Source organism: Mesorhizobium sp. B2-5-11, assembly GCF_006440835.1.
Classification (GTDB): Bacteria; Pseudomonadota; Alphaproteobacteria; order Rhizobiales; family Rhizobiaceae; genus Mesorhizobium.
The window spans coordinates 1-22,646 of sequence record NZ_VFUK01000021.1 but is presented as its reverse complement, the minus strand read 5'-3'; the positions used below and the strand labels follow the sequence as shown (position 1 = coordinate 22,646).

Here is a 22,646-nt window from a genome sequence, read left to right as displayed (position 1 = left end):
TTCACTCTCGCTGCGTCAAATACAGTTTTTATATTGTAGGGATCTAACCGCACGATGGACTTACTCTTTCGCCCGAATCGTCCAGGCAACGCTTTGCGAAGACAGGTTAGTCTGAGCAAACGGCCGCAAGCGATAGCCGGCATAGGTTCGTAATGTCATAGGTGGGTAGCCCCGTATGGCGGCGGAGTGCGTTCGTGACATAAGGGAACCCCGTGCATTCCATCAGCAGCATTGCGATTTCAGGATGCTCAGCACGAAGATGCGTGACGCAGGCGGTAACTTCCTTCTCAATCTGATCGACTTCGGTTCGGATTGCAGGACGCATCAAAGCGTTGCGGAGAAATTCGCCGCCTTCGACGCCGCCGATGACCACCCTCGCCCGATCTCTCGGATTATCGAGCCTAAGCAGGTCTTCCCCGAAATGTCTTGAATCAGCGGTCACCACGGCAAGCTTGTGAGGATGCGCCAGCTGTCGCAGCAAGGTTGGAACCAAGAGCAGGCTAGACATCACAACGGGAACATTGACGGCAGCGGCGACCGCCTCTTGATGTCGGATGAAAAAACCACAGTCAGAGGAAATCACGGCTGCCCCTCGTTCGACCAAGCGTGTGGCGGCTGCCACGCACGCGCCTTCGAGCGACGGGTAACCACGAATGACCATATCCGGCCATGCTCCCTCCACGAGCTCCGTCACGATTGGGTGATCAAAGGTCGTTGGGCTCAGTAAGCCGCCGGGCCGCGGATCTAGCGAAGAACTCTCGGCTTGCACGCCTTCATCAAGCTCAAGAATTCCAAGTGCACGTCGGTTTTGAAACATCATGGTTGAAGCACCAAAGAATGAACTCAAGGGTTCGCTTCCAAGCTGGCGAAGTTCCTTACGTTCTGTTGTACTTTGAGCGGCATTGTGGCCGTTCCGTTAAACTTCTTCTTCTCGCTTCGCGGGTACCCCGCGGCTCTTCAGTCGTTCTCCAATCGCTACCTCTGATATTGATCCTTTCGGCTTGATCAAAGAATTTCTGTCGGCTACCAGCTTGCCACTCTCCGTTGGCCCAGATCATGGCTTTGCGGATTCGCTAGCCACTTAACAGAGCAACCGGACGTGCTGACCGAGGCAAGCCTGATGCACCGGGCGCGGCGAGTTCGACTGGAGGCGCCTCCGTGGGTGGAAGGGGCCAAGCGAGGCAAATCCGCCAAGCGCCGCGCGTTTCGGCTTTCCGCGGACGCATCGACGTGCCGCCGGTTCTGCCGACGACGCGACGGGGCCACATTCTTATCCCGTTGACTTCAGAGCGGCGCTCGGTCGGAACGAGCGAAGAGGCGCGAAAGGAACTGGATCCATGGAGAGCACTCTGTTGTCCATCATTTCAGCGAGCAGCTTTCCAGAAGTTGGCCCAAGGGTGAGACCGTAGTGACCGTGGCCAAAATTAAACCATAGGCCCTTGTGGTTAGGAGCTGCACCGATCATCGGTAATTGATCAGGAAAAGTGGGCCGACGTCCAAGCCAGGGCGTAGAGTCTAAGGATTCACCGATCGGGAATAGCTCTCTTGCAGGACCAATGGCTCCTTGCACAAGCATATCCCTTGCCGGCGCGTCAAAGTGATCCAGCTCCACACCAACACACAGTCTGATGCCTTGGTTCATAGGTGAAAGCACAAAGCCATACTCATCGTCCTTTACCGGACGAGTCAAGTGCGCGCCGTCTTTTGGTCGAAAATGAAGATGATATCCTCGTTTGGAGCCGAGTGGCAAGTTATAGCCGAGTGGCTCCAGGAGTCCCTTTGACCATGGACCTGCCGATATGACGACATTGCGTGACTGAATTGTGTCATTCAATGACTCTACATCCCAGGCACCGCTTTTGTGCCGCCCGAGATTGGTGACGGACATCTGCCGGAACTCACCGCCGAAACGCACAAGCGCTTCCGCATAGGCTTTGGCAAGTTGGTCGGGAGCCGGCGTATGATATGTGCCGGGCCAATACAGGCCTCCTGCCGCACCTGGTTTCACAAAGGGTTCCAGTTCGGCTATCTCCTCCGTCGAGATAATTCTGAACGGATAATCACAAGCAAGCGCTAAACGCTTATCGCGTGAGATTGTACTGAGCTTTGTTTTGTCCCGAATGATTGAAAGGTATCCCACATCGTGCAGCAAGTGAGACGCACGTGATAGACTCGCGAGGCACAAGTGCTCAGCAATCGCGGTCGAGAAGAGTGGTTGAGACTGTAAGGCAATACGCCACAAATTCGAGTCCGATGACGCCCGCCAAAATGCCCACAGCCAGGGTAGATTGCTTGGAAGGGCAAATAGATTCTGACGGAAATACGGTACTCGGTTCAGAAGAAGCTGCGCTAGTTGCAGAGGTTCCCTGGGGATTGTTATTTGAATATTCAAGCCAGAAATAACGCCTGCATTGCCATAAGAAGTTTCCGATCCAGGTTCCCGCCGATCAACCAAAATGACCTTACGGCCAAGCCTCTGGAGTTGGAGCGCGGTCGCCGCCCCGACCATTCCTGCTCCAACGACTACAATGTCAGCTACGTCGCTCATTGAGAGGTCCTATAGAAGCATCCATTTCGGCTGGAAGCTGTTTGAGCCGCTTGGGCGGATTGAGGCCAGGGTGGCGAGCAGTATGAGCACGAACACAGGCAATGACCGGATCGATGGGGTGGTCTCTATGTCAAGATCGGCTCACCGAAATGCCGGAATGACTATCGAAAATCGCTACGCGAGCACGTGGCAATCCAGGTATGGCCGCTGGTACAGTTTTTCCCAAGAGTCGTGCCGGCACAGACACCGCTACCAGCCGCGCGGGCGCTCCCCACTTTAGTTCTACCGAACGCCACTGATGCGACGCCGCCCCGCTTTTGCAAGCCGACTGCATGCTACCCCTCCGTTGAACAGCCAACTTTTGACCGGGGGCGACGTCGCCGATGCATAGCTGAATTATTCGATTATGATTAATTTGCGGGGGCTGTTCGACAGAACTTCCGGCTTTCCGTCGGTTATCATGAGGCTTTCAGTAATCTCGATACCCCAGTCGCCGTACCAGAGGCCAGACATGAAATGAAAGCACATTCCTGGCTTAAGTTCCGTGTGATCGCCCTTACGGAAGCTTGCCGACGCCTCGCCCCAGCCAGGGGGGTAGGCCATTCCGATTGAGTAGCCGGTTCGCCCTTCCTTCTTTAGGCCGTGTCGCGCAAGTTCTTTGAAGAATGCTAACGCCACATCTTCGCAGGTCTTGCCGGGAAGAAGCTGCTCAAACCCAGCTCCCATTCCTTCAAGGATCGCCTTCTCGGCATCGAGAATCTTCCGGGGCGGCTTTCCCAGATAAAACGTTCGAGACAGCGGGACATGATAACGCTTGTAAACGCCAGCCAATTCGAAAAAGATGCTCTCGTGTGGCTTTATAGGACGATCAGTCCAGGTCAGATGAGGAGCCGCTGCATTCGCCCCAGCGCCAATGAGCGGAAAGGCGGCGGGATAGTCACCCCAAAATCCATCGACACCGCGGATACCGGCATCGCAAATTTCAGCGACGAGATCGTTCTGTCTTAGCCCCGGACGAAGAACTTCTTCGATGCGCTCGTATATCGCAGTGATGATTTTGCCGGCACCGCGCATGTATTCCATCTCGCGGGCAGACTTCACAATCCGCTGCCATTTCACCAGCCGCGTGGTGTTTTTGAACTTTGCGTTCGGAAGGCTCGTCTCAAGGGCGTCAAAAGCCGCATGGGTGAAGTACGGCACGTCCATTTCAATGCCGATCGTCGACGAGCCCCATCCGCTACTGGTGATCAACTGCCCAAGCACGGTCATTGGATGGAAGTCGTCAGATTGAACGTAGTAGTCTTCATAGAACTTGATGCACTCTTCGCCGAGATAGGTCGTCTTTCTTGCACCGTTCGCATCCATCTTGCGACCGAACCAGATCGGCGGCCCATCAAGTCGAACAATCGCGCATTGGTGCACGTAGAACGACCAGCCATCATAACCCGTCAGCCAACCGATGTTTGCAGGATCGGTGACGATGAGCAAGTCGACCCCTGCTCGCTCCATTGCCTTTTGGGTTTTGGCGAGGCGCTCTTGATATTCTGAGACCTCAAATCGCAATTCAGCTGTAGTCATTTGGTACTCCCGTTGTGCGATGAGCAACTGATACGCCGTAGTCTGTCTAGGCCTTGCTACGACGCCCTCATCCCTTGATAACTCAAAGTGTTCCGTTTCAAGAGTTTCATTACGACAGACAATTTTAGCCCACCCGCGACGCCTAAATGATCCAGTTAGACGCAATTAGGAACTGAGGGATGATATCAAGGCACACAGCGGCATGGCCAATATAAATCAACGGGGTATCCCATCGCATTTTGAGATCATCATTTGCGATCAGCGAAAGCTGAACCTATTGCCGAGACCAACGGGCTTGCAGCTCGGCAATCAAAGTGAGAGTGCCTTCTCCCGGATTGTCGCGCTACTCGGGCGCTCTGAATGCATCGCACCATAGCGGCACCACAGCGCCTTCAGGCCATTCTGACGCCAAGCCTCGACAGCCGTGCGCAACGCTGCGACGGTTCGTGCGATCGGAGTGGCTTATGCTCCCATTGACCGTCCTTGGCGCATCGCGAATAGATGCTCGGGCGCTGGAGAGCGGCGGTCGCTTCTTCCTGCGCATAGGCGGCGATCGCTGCCTCGGCGATCTCACCGGGTTCGGCATAGCCAACATGTTGTCGACGACTAGGATCACAAGCCGCCTTAGGGACGAATGGGCAGGTTCTTGATGCGTTTTTTGACAGATAATTTCGAAATGCTGGGGCGACTTGGCAACGCCCCGATCTAGTTTTGCTGCCCCGGCTGCTGTTGCAGCATGCCCCGGGCGATGACGTGGGCTTGGATTTCGGCAGCGCCTTCAAAGATGTTCAGGATGCGGGCGTCGCAAAGGACACGCGAGATCTCATACTCAAGGGCGTAGCCATTACCGCCGTGGATTTGGAGCGCGGTGTCGGCGTTCGACCAAGCAACGCGTGCGGCGAGCAGCTTTGCCATACCGGCCTCGATGTCGCAGCGCGTGCCCAAGTCCTTTTGGCGGGCGGCTAAATAGGTCATCTCGCGGGCCATCACGGTTTCGGTGAGCATCATGGCAAGTTTGTCGTGGACCCGTGGGAAGGCGACGATCGATCGGCCGAACTGCCTGCGCTCCAGCGCATAGCCCAAACCCAGCTCAAACGCGCGACGCGCAACGCCGACCGCGCGGGCTGCAGTCTGGATGCGCGCGCCCTCGAACGTTCGCATCAATTGGCGAAAGCCCTGACCCTCGGCCCCACCGAGCAGTCCGCCGGGCGGGACGGCGAAGCCGTCAAAAGCGATGTCATATTCGCGCATCCCCCGATAACCGAGGACTTCGATTTCGCCACCACTCATGCCGAAAGACGGAAAAGGCTCGTCCCGGGTGCCGCGTGGCTTTTCGACAACCAGCATGGAAAGTCCATCATGACTGGTCGAGGCGGGATTGGTGCGGGCCAGCACCGTCATCAAATCGCTACGCGAAGCGTGCGTGATCCATGTCTTGTTGCCTTGGATGAGCCAGCCGCCTTCGGGTGTCTTGACCGCCCGGGTCTTCAGGCTCGCAAGATCAGACCCGGTGTCCGGCTCGGTGAAAACCGCGGTCGGCAAGATTTCTCCAGAGGCGATGCGGGAAAGCCAGCGCTGCTTTTGCTCGAGCGTGCCGGCGGCTGCTATAAGCTCGCCAGCGATCTCCGAGCGCGTGCCGAGCGAGCCGGTCGCAATCCAGGCCCGGCTCAGCTCTTCGGTCACGACACACATTGCGAGCTTGCCAAGGCCCAGTCCGCCGAACGCGGGATCGATGCAGATGCCGAACACGCCCAGCTGCGCCATCTCTGTGACGATCTCGTCCGGAACCAGCTCGTCTCTCAGGTGCCAACCATGGGCATTCGGCAAGATGCGCTCGTCGGCGAAGCGCCGAATCTCGAGCCGGATCAAGTCGAGGTCGTCATCGCCCAGCTTTTCACTCACCGCGTCTCCTTGGGCGGCCAGCGAGACAAGTTCCTCGCGGTGCGCGGGAGAATTGCCATGAGCCATGAAGGACGCGACCGAGGGCTCGCGCAGGAGCGCGAGGGCCTCGGCGGTAGCGCTAAGTTCCGCCGGGCGGAGAATCTCATTTTGACTCATCGGGAGCCCGCCTACGAGCTGGCCAAGATACTCGCCGAACCCGATAGCGATCACGAGTTCGTCGCCACGCCGCAAAGTCCCTTCGCGCAGATGGCGCGCGCCCCAGGCCGCAACCGCATTGAGCGTAGCCACCGACGTTGCCAGCCAGGCGAAGCCGTGGGCCACGCGCTGAGACCGGTCAAGCAAGCGCGAATCCACCTTTCCTTGGGGAGCAACCAAGGTTTGAACCTTTTCGCGGACGGCAGCGACGTAGCGTTCAGCTGCGGTCACGGCACTGTTCGCCAACGCGACAAGGGTGGCGCCTGAAGCGAACTCGAGAGGATTGGCCGTCACGCATGTGCTCCTGGACTCTGGACGACGCCGCTATCATGCAAGGCGGCAATCTCGTGGCTGGGTAGGGCGAGAACGCCGGCCAGCACTTCTTCCGTGTGTTCTCCGAGCTTCGGGGCCCGTACCGGCGTCTGGCGCTGAAGTCCCCGGAAGGTCGCGGGATAGCCTGGCGTTGGATAGGTGTGTCCGCTGACATGGTCCACGTCTGTGAAGAGTTCGCCTTCCGGCTGGAAGGGTTTCTCCTTGGCGACCGCTTCCGACAATGTGCGATACGGCCCCCAGCATGCGCCGGCTTCATCAAGGCGCGCTGTTAGGTGAGCGGCCGGGCTCGTTGAAACGGCATATTCGACCAACGCGCCTAGGCGACCACGGTGCTCATAGCGCAGCCCCTCGTCCTGTGCGAACGAGACACCCAGCTCAGCCTCGAGCGTAGCGACCCCGGCCTCAATGCCGAGGGCCTGCACCAGCCCACTCCATTGGCGGCTGGTAATCGCCACGATCATCAGCCGCTGGCCGTCTGCTGTGAGAAAATCGCGGCCGAAGGCTCCGAAGAGGTCATTGCCTATCTTCGGGCGGTCCCGTCCGTTTACAACCACCTCGGCCACCTGGCCTAGCGTGCCGAGCGTGGCGGCGGCGATGTCGCTTAGCGGGACGCGGATCTCCTGACCCAGTCCGGTGGCACGACGGCTGATAAGCGCGGCAAGGACGCTGGTCGCCGCAGTCGACCCGGCCAAAAGGTCCCAGGCCGGCAGAACGTGATTGACAGGATCGTTGGGCTTCTCGGCGGGGCCGGTCATCATCGGGACGCCCATAGCGCAATTGACGGTGTAGTCGACAGCATTGCCGCCGTCGGCATGGCCCATGATACGCGCCGTAATCACGTCCGGCCGGCGCGCTGCCATCCGATCATGCGACAGGAATCCGGCCACAGGATAGTTGGTGACGAAGATGCCGCCGCCTTCGCCTGGGGCAGTCACCAGAGCCGCAGCAAGCTCACGTCCGCGAGGGTCCGCGAGATTGATGGCAATGGACTTCTTGGACTTGTTGAGACTTTCCCAATAGAAGCTGCCGCCGCCGGGAGAGCGTGGCCAACGATGAAAATCAGGACCGCCGCCGATTGCATCGAAGCGAATGACCTCAGCGCCCAGCTGGGCAAGCGAGAGCGCGCAGAAGGGAGCGGCAATGAAGGATGCCCCCTCGATCACCCGCACACCATGAAGAAGTCCATACATCGCTTAACCCGTCAAGTTCAGCTCACCTCATGGGGGAAATAGCCCCGCCCATCAAGGAATACGGCTCATTTTATTCATTGCGTGAATACGCGCTCCAAAATGTCGAGACTTCTTCTTAGCACCCTTTATTGGTTCGGCGACAACCGAACGTGCCCTCAAGAGAGCATCTATGACCCTGCCCCTCAGTGGCGATAGCGCCTTTTTCCTGGATTTGTATGCACGCTTCGTGAAAGATCCGGCGTCGGTACCAGCCGACTGGCGGGTGAAGCTCGCCTTGATGGAAGCGCCGGCGCACGCCAGTGGCGACAATGGCGACCGCATAGCCGAACTGTTTCGGATTTATGGGCACCGCCAGGCCCGCCTCGACCCTCTTGAAATGAGCGCTCCCGGCCTCATCCCGGAACTGAACTCTATTGAAGGCGGCGAAGATTCCGTTGCCTTGACGCTAGCCGGCGGGGAAGTGAGCCTGCCAAAAGCACAGGCGATCGCCACGCTCGGCTCGATCTATTGCGGCACGGCAGCCATCGAGGCCAGCCATTTACTCGATACCGATGAACGCGCATGGGTCTATGAGCGCTTCGAACGCGAGATCCTCGCCAAAGCTAACGACGAGGTGTATGCGCGCACGCTTGAAGCGGTGATGCTGGCCGACGAATTCGAACATTTCATCAAAACAAAATGGCCGACCAAAAAGCGTTTCGGCATAGAGGGGGCGGAGTCGTCGGCCGTCATCTCTCGCGAGATCTTTCGCTACGCGGCCGAGGTGGGAGTCCGGGAGGTGGTTATCGGCGGCATGCACCGGGGCCGCCTGGCGACGCTTGCGACCGTGCTCGGCAAGCCGCTGCCGGCGCTAATTGCCGAGATCAAGGGGCGCGACATCACCGATGGCGCTGCGGCCTTCACCGGCGACGTGCCTTACCACAACGGCCTGGCTGCGGAGGTCGAGACCGGCGCAGGTAAAGTGGCTGTGCGTCTGCTGCCTCACCCATCCCATCTGATCGTTGTCGCGCCCGTAGCTGTCGGGGCGGCGCGCGCCAGACAGGAGCAGAAGGGGAGGGCGAACGCTGGCACGACCGGTGCCTCGCAGGTCCTACCGTTCCTGATGCATACTGATGCTGCCTTTGCCGGCCAGGGTCTCGTCTGGGAATTGCTCCAGCTTTCCGCGCTGGCTGGCTACAGTGTCGGGGGCACTATCCATCTTATCGTCAACAACCAGATCGGGTTCACGACCCTCCCGTCAGAGGGACGTTCGTCGCCGCATCCGAGCGATATCGGCAAGGCTTTCGGCGTGCCGATCTTCCATGTCAACGGCGAAGACCCAATTGCCGCCGCTGCGGTCGCCCGCGTTGCGGTCGCGTGGCGCAATGCGACAGGGAAGGACGTCATCATTGACCTGGTCTGCTACCGCCGCAACGGCCACAACGAACTCGACGAACCGCGTTTCACACAGCCGCTTACCTGGTCCAAGGTCGACGAGCGGCCGACGCTCAAGCAATTGCATTCGGATCGTGTCAAGGCCGCCTCGGCCACAGCGTTCGATATGGCAGAGGCGAAGCGCAGGGCGTTCCATTTGGCGCTCGACCGAGCCTATACGACATATGACCAGATGAGTAACGGGGAACCGGAGCGCCAAACTGACATTTTTGCCCCGCCGCAGCCCGCTGGCCCCTTCCCCTTCGGCATCGTGACCGGCGTCGCGCGCGATCGGCTGCTGGACTCGGCCCGGCGCATGAGTGCCGTCGGCGACGGCTTCGAAGCCGACCCGAAGGTGCGCAACTTCCTGACGGCGCGGTTGGAGACGATCGAGAAAAACAGCGGCTTCAACTTTGCCACCGCCGAGGCTCTGGCTTTCGCCTCCCTTCTGGACGAAGGCACCTCGGTGCGACTGAGCGGACAAGACAGCGCCAGAGGCACGTTCACGCAGCGCCATCTGGTCTTGCATGACCGGCGCACCGGTCAGACTGCGATGCCTCTCGCGGGCCTGGGCCAGGCCGGCGCGCGCTTTGACGCGGTGAACTCGCCCTTGATAGAGTATGGGGTGCTGAGCTTTGAATACGGAATGAGCCTAGCCGACCCGACGCGACTGGTGGTTTGGGAGGCCCAGTTCGGCGACTTCCTGAATGGCGCCCAGGTGGTCGTCGACCAGTTCATTGTAACTGCCGAGGCGAAGTGGCGGATGAGCTCCGGGCTCATCATTGCCCTGCCGCACGGGCTCGAAGGCCAGGGCCCGGACCATTCCTCGGCTCGTATCGAGCGTATACTTCAATCCTGTGCCGGCGGCAATCTTGTCGTCGCAAACCCCTCGACGCCGGCAAACCTGTTCCACCTCTATCGCCGACAGGTACGGGGCTCGATGCGCAAGCCGCTGTTTCTGATCGCCCCGAAGTCACTGCTGCGCTTACGCGATTGCGTATCGAGGCTTGATGATATCGCCGAGGGAACGTCTTTCCAGCCAGTGATCGTCGAGGCCCCCTGCGCCTCGACGTGCTGCAAGCTGGTGCTCTGCTCGGGCAAGATCGCCTACGCCCTTCGGGCGGCTATGGCGCAAGAGCGCATCAACGACGTGGCGCTGGTCCGCGTCGAACAGCTCTATCCCTTCCCGAGCGAAGCCATCGGCGCGGTCCTCCAGCGGTTCCAGGGCATTCCGATCGTGTGGTGCCAGGAGGAGCCTTCCAATCAAGGGGCATGGTCTTTCATGCGGGATCGCGTGGGCGAAATGGCGCCCGACCGGCCGCTCGCCTATGTCGGACGGCCAGCGATGGCTGCAGCCGCCGGTGGATCGATCGACCGGCATGAGGTGGAGCAAAACGATATTATCGCCTCGGCACTGTCACCTGCCGTTAGCGCTCAGGCCGCGGAATAGGCTCTCGACCTGATCGGGACCATAAGCTAGGCGATCGGGAGGATACAACCGGGATCAACTGCCCAATGTCCGTTTTTGAACCGGTGAGAGCTGTGCAGAGGGGGCTGGCGGTGTTGCGAGCCGTCAGCGAGCATGGACCAATCAATGTGTCGGACATTGCAAACCTCTGCAAATTGCCGCAGCCAACTGTGGTCCGCCTCGTCGAAACGCTGCTCGAGGGCGGTTACGTCTATCGCCAAGCTGGCAAGACGACCTACAAGGTGACCGGGCGGACCCTAGCCCTCAGCCGCGGATATGACCCTCATTATCGCTTGATCGAGCTCGCAATGCCTGTGGTGGAGCAGTTGCATATAGAGATCGGGTGGCCGTCGAATCTGGCGGTCTTCGACGGCGACGCCATGGTGATCGCCTATTCCAACCGCGCCGCGCTGGGATTATCGATCCCAGGCAGGGTTGGTGCGCGCATTCCGCTCGTCGCCACCGGCGTCGGCCTCGTGACCCTTTCGCGCATGTCTCCCGAGGAACGCCGTCAGGCGCTGGCCCGAGGGCAGAGTTCGTCGCGCTGGGATAGCAATCCCACGCTTCTAGCGGCGCTCCCGGAAAGGCTCGAGGACGTCCGTTGCCATGGCTACGCCTTTGCCGAACAGGCTTACCTTGACGAGGTCTACCAGTCACGAATCTGGGCCGTGGCGGTCCCTGTGCCGACCGTGGCCGGTGAATATATCGCCCTCAGCAGCCTGATGCTGCGCATGGCTGGCGACAGGCGGCGGCAGCTCGCCAAGATCCTGCCCAAGCTCACGGCGGCGGCCAACCGCATTGGCCGCCTGCTCTCATCCGATTATTCATGAGGCCAACGCCAGTGCAAAAAGCTCCCGCAACCGCGCTCCTGTCTCAATGCCTTAGAGATCCGCAAGCTGCCTCTCATGCGGGACGACCTTAGACCAGCGAATCGCGCTTTAAGCACGGCATCTTTCTAAGATATAACAGACAGGCATGATCTCGGGACAACACTCGCGACCTGATTGGAGTCAGCCCTTTTGGAACTGCGACAGCTAAGACATTTCCTGATTGTCACGGAATCAGGCGCGCTCTCGAAGGCCTCGAGCATCATTGGAGTCGCCCAGCCAGCCTTGAGTCGCCAGATCAGGCAGTTGGAGGAAGAACTGGGGGTGCAGCTTTTGTATCGCCACGGTCGCGGCGTTCGGGCCACAGAGGAAGGGGCTCAGTTCTATGCCGCCATCGTGCCGGTGCTACGGGAGCTTGATCAGGTCAAATCGGACTTGGTCGCCGCCGCCAAGGTTCCCGCAGGCGACATCGTCTTCGGCATGCCGCCATCCATGAGTGCTGCGATCGGCGCGGAGATCGTGAGCGATTTCTTCGTGCATTATCCGCAGATAAAGCTTCATCTGGTGGACGGCCTTTCCGGCTTCATCAATGAATGGCTGGCCAGCGGCCGCGTCGACATGGCCATCATCAACAATGCACGCAAGGCGCCATATATGCGCATGGACCCCCTGCTCGAGGTCGACCTGCTTTTGTTCGGTCGAAGAAGAGATATTGACGCCATCGCCCCCGACACGGAAACCTTCCCGACCCCTGCGCTGGTCGGCTTGCCGCTCCTGCTCGTCGGCCGCAATCATGGCCTGCGCCGCGAATTGGACGGCGCCATGCAACGGCTTGGCCTTGAGCTTGACATCAAGGCGGAAGTCGATGCTCTGGCGCCGCTCAAGAAACTGGTCCGCGACGGGCATGGCCTGACAGTGCTGCCGCACGGCGTGATCAATTTCGAGGCCAGCAATCCCGAATTCAGCTTCAGGAAGCTGGTCGAGCCCAATCTCACGCAACGCTTCATGCTGGCCTTTTCGCTGCAGAGGCCAACCACACTCGCCATGCGCGAGCTTGCCCGCCGGGTGCGCGTCGAACTTCGCAAGGCCGTCGAAGACGGTCGCATGATGGGACGTCTCAGCAAAGCCTCAATCCCCTATGATGGCTGCGGCGACCTATAACCAAGGGGCATAGCTAGTTTCCCATAACAGGGTCTGTCGCCCGGGCCCGAGAACGCCCATCACAGGCTCGCTTAGTCAGCAACGAAGGGCTCGAGAATGACGTGGCTATCTTCCTTGGCAACCCGCGACCCTGTCGACCGATCCCGGCACGGACTCACGACACACCGCCTGCGCACCCCAAACCGAGCATACTGATGCCTAATTTGGACGTCGAGCGGCTTCGCTCATGGATCGGCCGTGAGGAAAGCGCATCCGATACCATTTCGCCCGATCTGGTTCGACGGTTCAGTGCGGCCATCGATATTAAGGGCGCCGTTCCGTCGCTGGGCGATGCTGCGCCGCTGCTTATCAACTACTGCCTTGCCCCCTCCGCTATGCCAACGAGCTTGCTTGCTGAGGACGGTCATCCAGAGAAGGGCGGTTTTCTGCCCCCGGTCCCGTTGCCGCGACGCATGTGGGCCGGCAGCAGCCTTGCCTTTTCCGGAGCGTTGCGAGTGGGCGACCTGGTCGAGCGGGTCTCGCAGGTGGCCGACGTGGCGGTCAAGGAAGGCCGGACTGGAACGCTTTGCTTCGTAACAGTGGAGCACAAGCTTAGTGTCTTGGGGACAGTCATGATCGAGGAGACGCAGACGATCGTGTACCGAGAGGCAAGCACGGCGCAGGACGCTTCAAACCAGCCGGATACCGAGGCAGCTGCGATGGGATCGCATAACCGGCAGGTCGGCGTCTCCGTTCCGTTGCTCTTTCGCTATTCGGCGCTGACGTTCAACGCCCATCGCATCCACTATGACCGCCCTTACGCCGTCGAGGTCGAGCATTATTCCGGCCTTGTCATTCATGCACCGCTGCAGGCGACACTGCTTTTGAACTATGCGGCCGAATTGAAGGGCAAGCCCCCGTCGAAGTTCGTTTTCCGCGCGGCTTCATCGCTCTTTGATGATGAATCCATAAACCTGCATGCGGCGGAGGAAGACGGAAAAATGAAACTTTGGACCGCGCGTCAAGATGGTCCAGTAGCGATGATCGCGGAGGCAGCCTGGGGATGAGCCTCAGCAACGTCACAGCTGCGAGGCGTGCGGGCAGAGCTTGTGCCGTCATTGCGGCTTGCAGGCGTGGCGGTCGAACCTGTTCTGAGCTCCACCGACCAGGCCGAGCAGATCGCCACACCGCTCGCTAACTCGCGCCTTCGCATCCGCGTGCAGGCGGAGGATCTTAATGCCCGTTCTAACATCACCAGCCTTCCCCACCAGACTGCTAGAGCGAGATGAGATTAGCTCCGGTCATAGCCTGAGTTTGCGAAATAGTTTGAGCATTCGTGTTGAGTGACACGATTGAGGGTTTGGCCGATTGCGTCGCAGACGGCTTCGACGGTTCGCTTTGCCGCTTTTCGCAGCCAGTGCTTGAGCTTGGCGAAGAGCTGTTCGATTGGAGAGATCGGGCGAGTATTTGGGCAGGAAGAAGAGCTTCGCCCCGGCTTTGCGAATGGCGCGCCGAACGGCCTTGCTTTTGTGAGAGCCGAGATTGTCCATCACAACGATGTCGCCCGACTGGAGGGTGGGTACGAGAACCTTCTCGACATAGAGGAGGAACCTCTCGCCGTTGATTGGTCCGTCGATGAGCCAAGGCGCTTCGACGCGATCATGGCGCAGCGCAGCCAGGAAGGTCATGGTCTTCCAGTGGCCATGCGGCACTTTGGCCTTGATCCGCTGTCCGACCGGCGCCCAGCCTCTGAGCGGGGCCATGTTGGTCTTGGTCCAGGTCTCGTCGATGAACACCAGGCGGGTGGGATCGATCCGGTCCTGATACAGAACCCATTGCATCCGTCGGCGCGCAACATCGGGACGATCTTGCTCGCAGGCGATCAGCGTCTTTTTTTGTGAGACAGCTTCTCGGCGTGCACGAACTCCCACACCGAGCGGCAGTCGACCTTCAGGCCGCGCTCGCCGAGTTCGGCCACAAGGCCGCGCAAGGTGAAGTCCTTCTCCCGGCAGCGCTCGACAAGCCAGTCGCGCCACGCTCCCGATACGCCAAATCGAGCAGCCGCCGCAACAACCCGTTCGCGCAGGTCCATCGAATATCCAACCATCCATGCTGGCCTCCGCCCAGCATCAAGGTTGAATCAGATCAACGCTGATTTGGGAATCCCACGACTCCCATAAATCTCATCCCGCTCTAGGGCACTCGTTGGCCTTCTTGCTTCCTGACCCAGGCGCTGTCGAACGAATGCGGACTACGCAACTCCCGCGACACAGATCGCTCCCCGCCTATCTCAACCCGGCATAGCTGATAATAGTAACGCGCGACTGCATTTATAACGGTGCTTGGCTACGATTTCTTCCGCCAGACAGAGAGAGTGAGACTATGCCCAAACGCATCAATTTCGCACGCGGAGTTCCTGCCGAAGAAGCCTTTCCACGCGCGCAGTTGGAGCTCTGCGTCCAAGGGTTGGCGTCATCCCGCGAGGTTGTCGCCTACCAGTATGGGCCCGCGGTCGGGCCCCTGCCGCTGCGGGAATGGCTCGCCGACTATCATGGTGTGGACATGCCAACGTGATGGCTGCTGACGGCTCTGTCGGTCTGTTCGACATTTTGTGTCGCATTTGGCTGAAGCCCGGCAAAACCGTGCTCATCGAGGAGCCTTGCTACGACCGAGTGGTCCACCTGCTGCGCCACTACGGCGCAAATGTCATCGCCATACCGATGGAAGCGGATGGACCGGCGCTCGAGCCGTTGAACGCCGCGGCGCGGCGCGGGCCCGTCTTCATGTATACAGTTCCGGATTTCCAAAATCCAACCGGCACCACGTGGTCATCCACCAAGCGTCAGCATCTTGTCGATCTGGCGAGGACCCATGATTTCCGGATTGTCGAAGACAGCCCCTATCGCTTTCTTCGCTACAAGGGCGCCCAAGAGCCGTCAATCCTCGATATTGGCCGCGATGTAACGGTCCAGCTCAATTCTTTCTCCAAGGTGATCGCGCCTGGTCTTCGCGCAGCCTATCTCATTGCGCCGCCGCATACCATCAGCGCGGCGGCCAAGGTGGCTGAGAGCACCTACGTAACGCCTGGCAACTTCGCGCTCTCGGTGACTGGCGAATGGCTCCGCCGTGGGTTTTTAGGCGATCAGCTTGCCGCCCTTGGGCATCTCTATGCGCCGCGTCTGGAGGCGATGGTCTCGGCACTGGACGAATTCATGGCCGGCCATCGCTATGTGCGGCCCGACGGCGGCGTATTTGTGGGAGTGACACTCGCGCACCCGGTGGATGCTCAGCGGCTGCGCAAGGAGGCCAGCAATGCGGGGCTAGACGTCGCCGATGGCGACGGGTTTTTCGTCAGCAAGCCGTCAGCGACGTTCTCGCGCTTGCCATTCTCCTCGATGGATGAGGTTACCGTGCGCAGGGGCGTAGAGGTCCTGTCAGCATTATTGGGAAGGATCTCGCCAAGCACTAAAGTCGAACAAGTTGATCCCGAGTAATTCGCGGTATCTGGCTTTGCCTTGAAATAGGCCCCCGGACGCTAGAGAGTAATGCTGATCATCGGGCAATCTGTGGGCTCGACTCGCATCGACACCGGAACATTCAATAGGAGCAGGAGCAGTCCAAGTGACAATGAACGAGAACGAGATCCTGGAGCGTGGTGCGGCGCTCGGGGTCAGCGCATGGTCGGATGCATTGGACGAACTCGGAATCAAGGGGACTATTCAGGGCATCGCGCGACGGAGCGGCAGCGGCTGCATGATCGGCTTCGCGGTCACTGCGCGCGAATTAACCGGTGTATTGGGCGATTTTGAGAAGGCCGACTTCGCGGTCGGCCAGCTGATTGAAGCGACGGGCCCTGGCAAGGTGTTGATGGTGGATATGAACGGTGAGCCCATTTCGACAATGGGCGGTCTTGCCGCCATAGCCGCAAAAAATCGGCAGGCTACGGCTGTCGTGATAGACGGCGCCTGCCGAGACTTAGATGAAATTCGCGAAACGGGACTGTGGCTTTCAAGCCGGTGGGTTGCACCTACAACGGGCAAAACCCGGGTGAAGCTTCTTCCAATTGGTTGTGACATCATGATGGGGGGTATTTCAGTATCACAAGGAGATCTTGTGATCGGTGATGATACGGGAATTATGGCTGTACCGCGTGCCCGAGTAGAAGAGATTCTGGCGAAAGCAGAGAGAATAGTAGCTATTGATGCGCAGGTGGAAGAGCGTATTCGCGCGGGCGAGAGTTTTGGCTCAGCCGCTGCTGCGGCCGGCTATATTCCAGCGCGCAAGACTTGAACAATAGCATGACGAGATTGGCCGCGATGACGCTTTCCGCGCGCGAGAATGTCGCCTGCCGCTGGTTAATCTTCTGACAAAGGACAAGGCGGTAGGGTGCGTTCAATCGCCCATATTTGAGCATGCCCGCCTTTACAGCGTCGTGGTCGATAGGTGCAACACTCAGATTCTCGCGCCCCACCGTGGCTCGGCTGCCTAAGAGTGAGTCGGCGGCCGAAGCCGCAATGGGCGACCTCGCTTTCCTGCCGAACAACAGGCTCGACAAACTCTTAGAAGCGACAGCGGTGGAGGAGGCATTATTAATGCCGTGGCGCGGAGTGGCCGGCGCTTCGGATTGGGTAGCTTCAGCGGGCATGCTTGCCTCCAGTGTGAGAGTTTAGCGACCTCACTTTGCCACAGCGCAGGTCGCTATCCACCTCATAGGATTTGGACTCGTTGCCCTGCAGCTACCTCGATGTCCTTGCCGCCACAACAGACAGTAACTATCGGTATTATTTGCGGGCGACAATGACGAGGCGAGGACCATCGGATGTAAACGCTGCGCCTTCCTCCCCATAAGCGTCAACACTTTCGAATCCCGCGCTCCGCAACATGCGAGCGCATTCCGCAAACCCATAGAGTCTAAAATAAAGATGGGTTCGTCTAACGCACCCATTGCGAACGATAAGCCTATCGCAATGCCGACGACCGGTTAGCACCTCGGTGCTCATCATATCGATTCTTAGATCGTCATTACGCTGTGCAACGTAACAGGTAGGCGCCCCGTGGCTTGGCACAGCGAAAATATTTAAGTGATCGATGAGCAGACGCCCGCCTTTTCGAAGTGAGGAGGCGGCTTCACGAAGAACTCTCTCATTGTCCGCGTCGCTGAAATAACCAAACGTCAAATGCCACAGAAAGGCTGCGTCAAATCCATCCCGCCAGGGAAGAGAACGCATGTCGCCAAGAACATATTCGACATCCATCCCGCTTTCTGCCGCATCTGCTTTGGCTTTTTTCAGCAGGATCGGCGAGATATCCAATCCGGTTACCCGCGCTCCTTTCTCCGCCAACCGGTTGGTAATCCGCCCATAACCACATCCGAGTTCAAGAACTGGGCTGCCTTGTGCGAGACAAAGAAGCTTCCAAATTGCGTCTGCTTGCCTGTCACTCGCTTCTGGCGAATGTACGACGTCTCCAAAGTACGAGTAATCCTCATTGAAATATACATCATGTTCATCCGAGCGCTCCGTCGAGCACAATTTATTTGATCTGCCGGTCATACGTTCAAATCTCCAATTTAATTTCGATCAAGTGTACATTGTAAACCGTTGACATTTCTGTAGGTTTTTTGGCTTACCAGAATTCACCTTCGCAAGAGACGGGAAGTCTTCGAACTGTTTTCTCGGTCAGGGAGCAAGCTCTCCAGATGGCCCACGGTGTCGATGAATGAGATCGGCAAACGGGCAATGGAAGATCGCTCGCAAAACGTGTGCCCATGGCTGATAGGTCATTGTGAATGTGGCCTAACTGTTGGGAGGGATGAACAAGCAGTGGAAATGCGTACCCTTGCGTGGTGACATCGAGGTGATTTCCGCCTGCCGTTTGACGGCCTTAGCGGTGCATTCCGCAGTCAGCACGTCTTCTGGCAAAGCGATGACGACAGGACCGGGAACGTCCGTCGTAGCTGCCTGCAGCGAACGCAGCATTGTCTCTGCGGCGTTCTGGAACTGTGATTTCGGCTGTCCATTTGCCGATCGAGCCGAACATATCGCACTCGATTCTGGAAAGGACTCCCGGCGCAGGTCTTGCGCCGCGACTTGCCCCACAATGAGGATAAAGGCGACGCCGTCCAGTTGGGCCGCATGTACCGCAATGAGGCGTTAGGAGCGCCAAGACCGCGGCTGACACAGGCGACGCCGGGCCGACCCGAAGCCTTGCGTCGGTAAGCGCCATGAAATCTGCACCACTTTCAAAAGACAGTTTCGACATCGCTCCGCCCATACAGTGCGTCAAGGAGGCCAAGTTAGCTCTCGCCAGGCACGCAGAACACGCGATCTATCTTATGTGGAATAAATGTATCGACGATATGCTCGCCAACAGTTGCCATATGCAGAACTCCATTAATCGGTGCAATTTGACTTCTTCTGTCAAATCCGCCAGACGCAGGCGAGGGTAGGCCAGCCAAAGTGACTGGAAGGCTCGAATGTATCAAAATTCCACACACTGTGTTTGCGCAGCCAACCCTTTTGTCGCAGCCACCCGCTGCGAGGAAGTGCCGGACTCATCCTAATCAGACACTATAACTTCTAGTTACATACGGTGAACTCATAAGGCGTACAAAACTGCTATAATACACAGTAAACTCAACCGCGTCGCCGACTTTAAGTAAAGTTGCACCGGGCGTTTGTTCAACAATGGTGTGATCGCTACTGCTATCTATCACCCGCAGGTCGCTTTGAATCGGGCGCAGTGCGCGAATATCCGTATCAAGATTCCCTATCTCAAGCAGCGCGATTGGTCGATCACATAGAACCTTGGTTTGGATCACCTTGATTTCAAGCACGGCGGTATCCGTCGCGAGTCCGGGCAGAGCCGGCGTGTCGTCGACGCTAGTTAGACGCCCGATGATTGGCATTGTTCCCAATCGAAGATGATTGAGACCTGACGGAACAAATCCGGACTTGAGAATGTGATCATACACAAGCGAGGTGGCGAACGACTTAGCCTTCAAAACACGTCCAAGCGCACTTTCTACCTCGTTGCATATCTCTCCAAAGCGCCCCAGGGTGGTCTCCACGAAGGCCGGGTCGCTTGCATGCATAAAATAAATACCCAATCCGTAAAGCTCAACATGCGCCATCCTCTCGACTTCATCGCAGGCGCGCAGAAGCTCATTGGGCTGAAAGCCTTCCCGGCCGGTACCGAGGTCAAGCATGAGGATTACACGATGCGGAGCAGGCGGCCGTAATTGTTCGACCTTCCGGATCGTATCCAGATCGGATTGCAAACTGCCATTGCACAATTCCACCATTCGCTCACGCTGGTCCGGCGCTGGCGACCGAAGAAGCCAGAATTCCCCTTCTATGTTTGCCTCTCTCAGGCGCTCGAGGTTGCTCATCCGGGAATCCCCAAACTGCGAGATGCCGGCGGCCGCAATCGCCCGAACTATGTTGGGGTCACCGCAGCAGCTTTTGACAACGACCATTAAGGAATGGCCGTTGTGTCGCAAAGCTTCCCGAATAATTGCTGCATTGTGGGTGATTTTCTGAAGTTCAATTTTTAGAAGTGGGCCGAAGCTCATCACGGCGTTCCGATCCTTCTCCTGAGTTTGCGCGGTACCCCCAGATTGCTCATTGTTTCTCTCTTTTCGATGCCCGTGGCCTCTTGTACGTATGGCAGACCATTACCTCTTGTGCCCTCAACCAGGATGAATGCTCTCCTTGCCATGGGTTGTTGGTTCCGATCTTGCATGCTTGGGCTGCAGGTCCGATCGTCAGGTCTTTTATGCGCACCTGACCTCTATATTTATAGCGTTGTCAGGAGCTCCTCAGTGTGAAGATACTGCAAAATAGTTTGAAGAAAAACGATCGTGGTCGAGTAGGGCAGCCATTCGGCTTTCGCCCTCACAGGTCCTGGCGGGCGGATTTCCCGCATCAATGTGCTCAAACACATTTGATGCGTAATGTGGCTTCGGTAGAAATGGTGGCGTCACAGGAGTCGCGGCGATCGCCGGAAGGTAGAGAATGCAATCCGGGGCCATAATCAAAGGTTCGCATGGCTGCACGCCAGGATCGGTCCTCGGCGATCGCTTCCGACCTGTTCAGGCTATGGGAATTTGCCGCGCATTTCAAGGAAGTCAAAACTCCGAGGTGATCCGATATGCAACGTCACGACGTGCCGCACTCGAACACTTCCTCAACGACGGACGGGCGAACTCGATTCCACTATCGTCGCGCGCCACCATCAGGCCGCAAACAAAAAATCAGAAAGGTCTCTTCGTTGGCTCCGAAGGCAGTGGACGTGTGTGGGGACCATAGCAACCACGTCGCAGACGGCAAAAAAAGTGAACGGTATTCATCCAATCGTCTAGCTCCAGCAAACCCTTCAGCGCATCGCCAAGGGGCTGGACAATCGCCCGCATCGATCGGCTCGTGTGGTGGAACTTCAGCCGGATACGCTAGGAGCTAACGGCTCCATACCCCCCGTCCCGAGCAAAACCTCGCAACCGATTCTTCAAACGAATTTACAGAAACTTTGCAGTCGTCAATCGCCGAATATAGTACGTTCTCCGCAGCGTCTGTGATCATGCAAAACTGAAACAGCTGATCCCAACTTACGCTCGGACTACCGCACAGTATGCAACGGAGGTCGACGGAGATGGCAAGAAGAGCGCTCATCCTAGTTGAAGGCCATAGGGGCAATGGTCTGCAATACATCCAGGAGGCCCAGCGTCTCGGGCTTGATCCAATTGCCCTAGCGGCAGATCCAACCCAGTACGACTATCTTGCCGCAGAAAGCATTGAAGCTATTCGGATCGATACAGGCAATCTCGATGCGCTGGTCCGCGAATGTCACCGGCTGAGTGCTATATATGACATTGCTGGCATTACTGGCTTTGCGGGCGGCGATGAATCTGCCTCTGTGACAGTCGGCAAGCTCTGTCGACAGTTCGATCTACCGGGGCCGAACCCCGCATCAATCGAACGTTGCTGCGACAAATTCGTTCAACATCAGCTCCTCGCGGAGGCCGGCGTTCCAATGCCGGCTTATCGCTTGGCAACGGATGCGGCGGGGGTAGAAAGCTCTGCCGCGGAGATCGGCCTTCCGGTGATTGTTAAGCCAGCGGTAGGCAGCGGCAGCATCGGAGTCCGATTGTGCCGCAATGCTGATGAAGTGGCCGAACAAACAAGCTATTTGTTGAGCGGCAAGCACATATGGCGATCCTCCCCGAGGATACTGGTCGAGGAATTCGCACAAGGCCCCCATTATAGCGTCGACACAATGGGGAATGAGGTCGTTGCCATTGCCATCGCTGACTTCGGCCTCCCGCCTCATTTTGTCTGTCATAAGTACACCTATCCGGCCGTGCTGACTGATGACGAAGATAAGCGTATCGTCGAAGTCTCGCTGAGCTGTCTGCGGGCTCTCAACCTCGGCTGGGGGCCAGCGAACATTGATCTCCGATGGACGAAGCTTGGCCCAGTCGTGATTGAAGTTAATCCACGCCTCGGTGGCGCTCCCGCACCTCAACTGGTTCAGCTGGCTTACGGTGTCGATCTTATCTCCGAGCACATCAAACTTGTCATTGGCGAAGAATGGGATTTACGCAGAAAGCGTTCCCACATTGCGGCCGCGCGGATCATGATTCCCGACCGCGATGGTATCCTCAATTGGATCAAAGGCGGCAATCGGGCGGCTGCGGTACCAGGTGTCGCCGAGGTCAAGTTGCATGTCGAACCCAAGGCGCTGATCATCAGGAAAGGCGATTACCTGGACCGCATCGGATTTGTTACCGCCGCTTCACCCAGCCTTGCTCGGACGGAAGCCATACTTCAGCGTGCAGTCGACTTAATCGATTGGTCGATCACACCATTCCTGACCACTGGCGAACCGGAGCAATCTGCAGAACGCCATCCTCCCCTTCGCTAGCTCTAGATGACACTGACACTGCATTTGAGGATTGCTTCATGTTTCATGTGTTCAGTAAGACCGTATGTCCGCTTCTGCCGGTGAGGTGGCTCACCCTACACTGCGCGTCCGAGGGTTGCTCGGGCGGTCCG

Annotated in this window: 14 protein-coding genes and 1 pseudogene; 7 read left to right on the top strand and 8 right to left on the bottom strand. The window is 58.1% G+C overall.

Annotated features, from left to right (window positions below; all coding sequences use genetic code 11):
* Positions 1-106: 106 nt before the first annotated feature.
* From FJ490_RS32910 to FJ490_RS31890, 5 genes are all read right to left on the bottom strand, one after another.
* The gene (locus FJ490_RS32910) at positions 107-847 is read right to left on the bottom strand and encodes a hypothetical protein (RefSeq protein ID WP_318013090.1); all 741 of its coding nucleotides are present in this window, start codon (positions 845-847) and stop codon (positions 107-109) included.
* A gap of 423 nt (positions 848-1,270) precedes the next feature.
* Positions 1,271-2,548: an FAD-dependent oxidoreductase gene (locus FJ490_RS31905; protein ID WP_084016100.1), complete on the bottom strand. Its 1,278-nt coding sequence runs from the start codon at positions 2,546-2,548 to the stop codon at positions 1,271-1,273.
* A 396-nt stretch (positions 2,549-2,944) separates the two neighbouring features.
* Positions 2,945-4,126, bottom strand: coding sequence for a M24 family metallopeptidase (locus tag FJ490_RS31900; protein WP_064994943.1), 1,182 nt, complete (start codon positions 4,124-4,126; stop codon positions 2,945-2,947).
* A 705-nt stretch (positions 4,127-4,831) separates the two neighbouring features.
* Complete coding sequence (locus tag FJ490_RS31895) at positions 4,832-6,517, bottom strand: acyl-CoA dehydrogenase family protein (RefSeq protein WP_084016102.1); 1,686 nt, start codon at positions 6,515-6,517, stop codon at positions 4,832-4,834.
* Positions 6,514-7,725: a CoA transferase gene (locus FJ490_RS31890; RefSeq protein ID WP_198327542.1), complete on the bottom strand. Its 1,212-nt coding sequence runs from the start codon at positions 7,723-7,725 to the stop codon at positions 6,514-6,516. The genes FJ490_RS31895 and FJ490_RS31890 overlap by 4 nt, the downstream gene beginning before the upstream one ends.
* Positions 7,726-7,915: 190 nt before the next feature.
* Between FJ490_RS31890 and FJ490_RS31885 the strand changes: the two genes are divergently transcribed.
* The 4 genes from FJ490_RS31885 to FJ490_RS31870 all read left to right on the top strand — a co-directional run bounded on the left by FJ490_RS31885 (position 7,916) and on the right by FJ490_RS31870 (position 13,661).
* Entirely contained in the window at positions 7,916-10,609 is a 2,694-nt protein-coding gene (locus FJ490_RS31885) for a 2-oxoglutarate dehydrogenase E1 component (protein WP_064994931.1), read from the top strand.
* A gap of 65 nt (positions 10,610-10,674) precedes the next feature.
* A complete protein-coding gene (locus FJ490_RS31880; RefSeq protein ID WP_064994932.1) occupies positions 10,675-11,457 on the top strand; it encodes a helix-turn-helix domain-containing protein in 783 nt (260 codons plus the stop codon).
* Positions 11,458-11,631: 174 nt separating this feature from the next.
* Positions 11,632-12,615 carry a LysR substrate-binding domain-containing protein gene (locus FJ490_RS31875; RefSeq protein WP_084016104.1) on the top strand — a complete coding sequence of 328 codons (984 nt, stop codon included), beginning with the start codon at positions 11,632-11,634 and terminating at the stop codon, positions 12,613-12,615.
* Between the two features lie 194 nt (positions 12,616-12,809).
* Complete coding sequence (locus FJ490_RS31870) at positions 12,810-13,661, top strand: MaoC family dehydratase N-terminal domain-containing protein (protein WP_064994934.1); 852 nt, start codon at positions 12,810-12,812, stop codon at positions 13,659-13,661.
* A gap of 224 nt (positions 13,662-13,885) precedes the next feature.
* On the opposite strand, the pseudogene FJ490_RS31865 reads toward FJ490_RS31870, so the two are convergent.
* Positions 13,886-14,638, bottom strand: a pseudogene (locus FJ490_RS31865) (IS630 family transposase); the annotation flags it as partial.
* Between the two features lie 529 nt (positions 14,639-15,167).
* On the opposite strand from FJ490_RS31865, the gene FJ490_RS31860 reads away from it, so the two are divergent.
* Both FJ490_RS31860 and FJ490_RS31855 read left to right on the top strand, forming a co-directional pair.
* Entirely contained in the window at positions 15,168-16,088 is a 921-nt protein-coding gene (locus FJ490_RS31860) for a PLP-dependent aminotransferase family protein (RefSeq protein ID WP_064994936.1), read from the top strand.
* 133 nt (positions 16,089-16,221) lie between these two features.
* Positions 16,222-16,884 (top strand): hypothetical protein, encoded by a 663-nt coding sequence (locus tag FJ490_RS31855; protein WP_198327544.1) that lies wholly within the window; start codon positions 16,222-16,224, stop codon positions 16,882-16,884.
* A gap of 491 nt (positions 16,885-17,375) precedes the next feature.
* On the opposite strand, the gene FJ490_RS31845 is transcribed toward FJ490_RS31855, so the two are convergent.
* On the bottom strand, positions 17,376-18,146 hold the full coding sequence (locus FJ490_RS31845; RefSeq protein ID WP_084016108.1) for a class I SAM-dependent methyltransferase: 771 nt from the start codon (positions 18,144-18,146) through the stop codon (positions 17,376-17,378).
* Positions 18,147-19,156: 1,010 nt separating this feature from the next.
* Entirely contained in the window at positions 19,157-20,167 is a 1,011-nt protein-coding gene (locus FJ490_RS31835; RefSeq protein ID WP_084016112.1) for an alanine racemase, read from the bottom strand.
* Positions 20,168-21,243: 1,076 nt separating this feature from the next.
* Here FJ490_RS31835 and FJ490_RS31830 point away from each other — a divergent pair.
* Complete coding sequence (locus tag FJ490_RS31830) at positions 21,244-22,515, top strand: acetyl-CoA carboxylase biotin carboxylase subunit family protein (RefSeq protein ID WP_064994946.1); 1,272 nt, start codon at positions 21,244-21,246, stop codon at positions 22,513-22,515.
* The last annotated feature ends 131 nt before the right edge of the window (positions 22,516-22,646 follow it).

Coding starts and splice junctions, on each gene's coding strand:
- FJ490_RS31905 (WP_084016100.1), bottom strand. CDS start 2,548: ATGAGCGACGTAGCTGACATTGTAGTCGTTGGAGCAGGAATGGTCGGG.
- FJ490_RS31900 (WP_064994943.1), bottom strand. CDS start 4,126: ATGACTACAGCTGAATTGCGATTTGAGGTCTCAGAATATCAAGAGCGC.
- FJ490_RS31885 (WP_064994931.1), top strand. CDS start 7,916: ATGACCCTGCCCCTCAGTGGCGATAGCGCCTTTTTCCTGGATTTGTAT.
- FJ490_RS31880 (WP_064994932.1), top strand. CDS start 10,675: ATGTCCGTTTTTGAACCGGTGAGAGCTGTGCAGAGGGGGCTGGCGGTG.
- FJ490_RS31870 (WP_064994934.1), top strand. CDS start 12,810: ATGCCTAATTTGGACGTCGAGCGGCTTCGCTCATGGATCGGCCGTGAG.
- FJ490_RS31860 (WP_064994936.1), top strand. CDS start 15,168: ATGGCTGCTGACGGCTCTGTCGGTCTGTTCGACATTTTGTGTCGCATT.
- FJ490_RS31855 (WP_198327544.1), top strand. CDS start 16,222: ATGAACGAGAACGAGATCCTGGAGCGTGGTGCGGCGCTCGGGGTCAGC.
- FJ490_RS31845 (WP_084016108.1), bottom strand. CDS start 18,146: ATGACCGGCAGATCAAATAAATTGTGCTCGACGGAGCGCTCGGATGAA.
- FJ490_RS31835 (WP_084016112.1), bottom strand. CDS start 20,167: ATGAGCTTCGGCCCACTTCTAAAAATTGAACTTCAGAAAATCACCCAC.
- FJ490_RS31830 (WP_064994946.1), top strand. CDS start 21,244: ATGGCAAGAAGAGCGCTCATCCTAGTTGAAGGCCATAGGGGCAATGGT.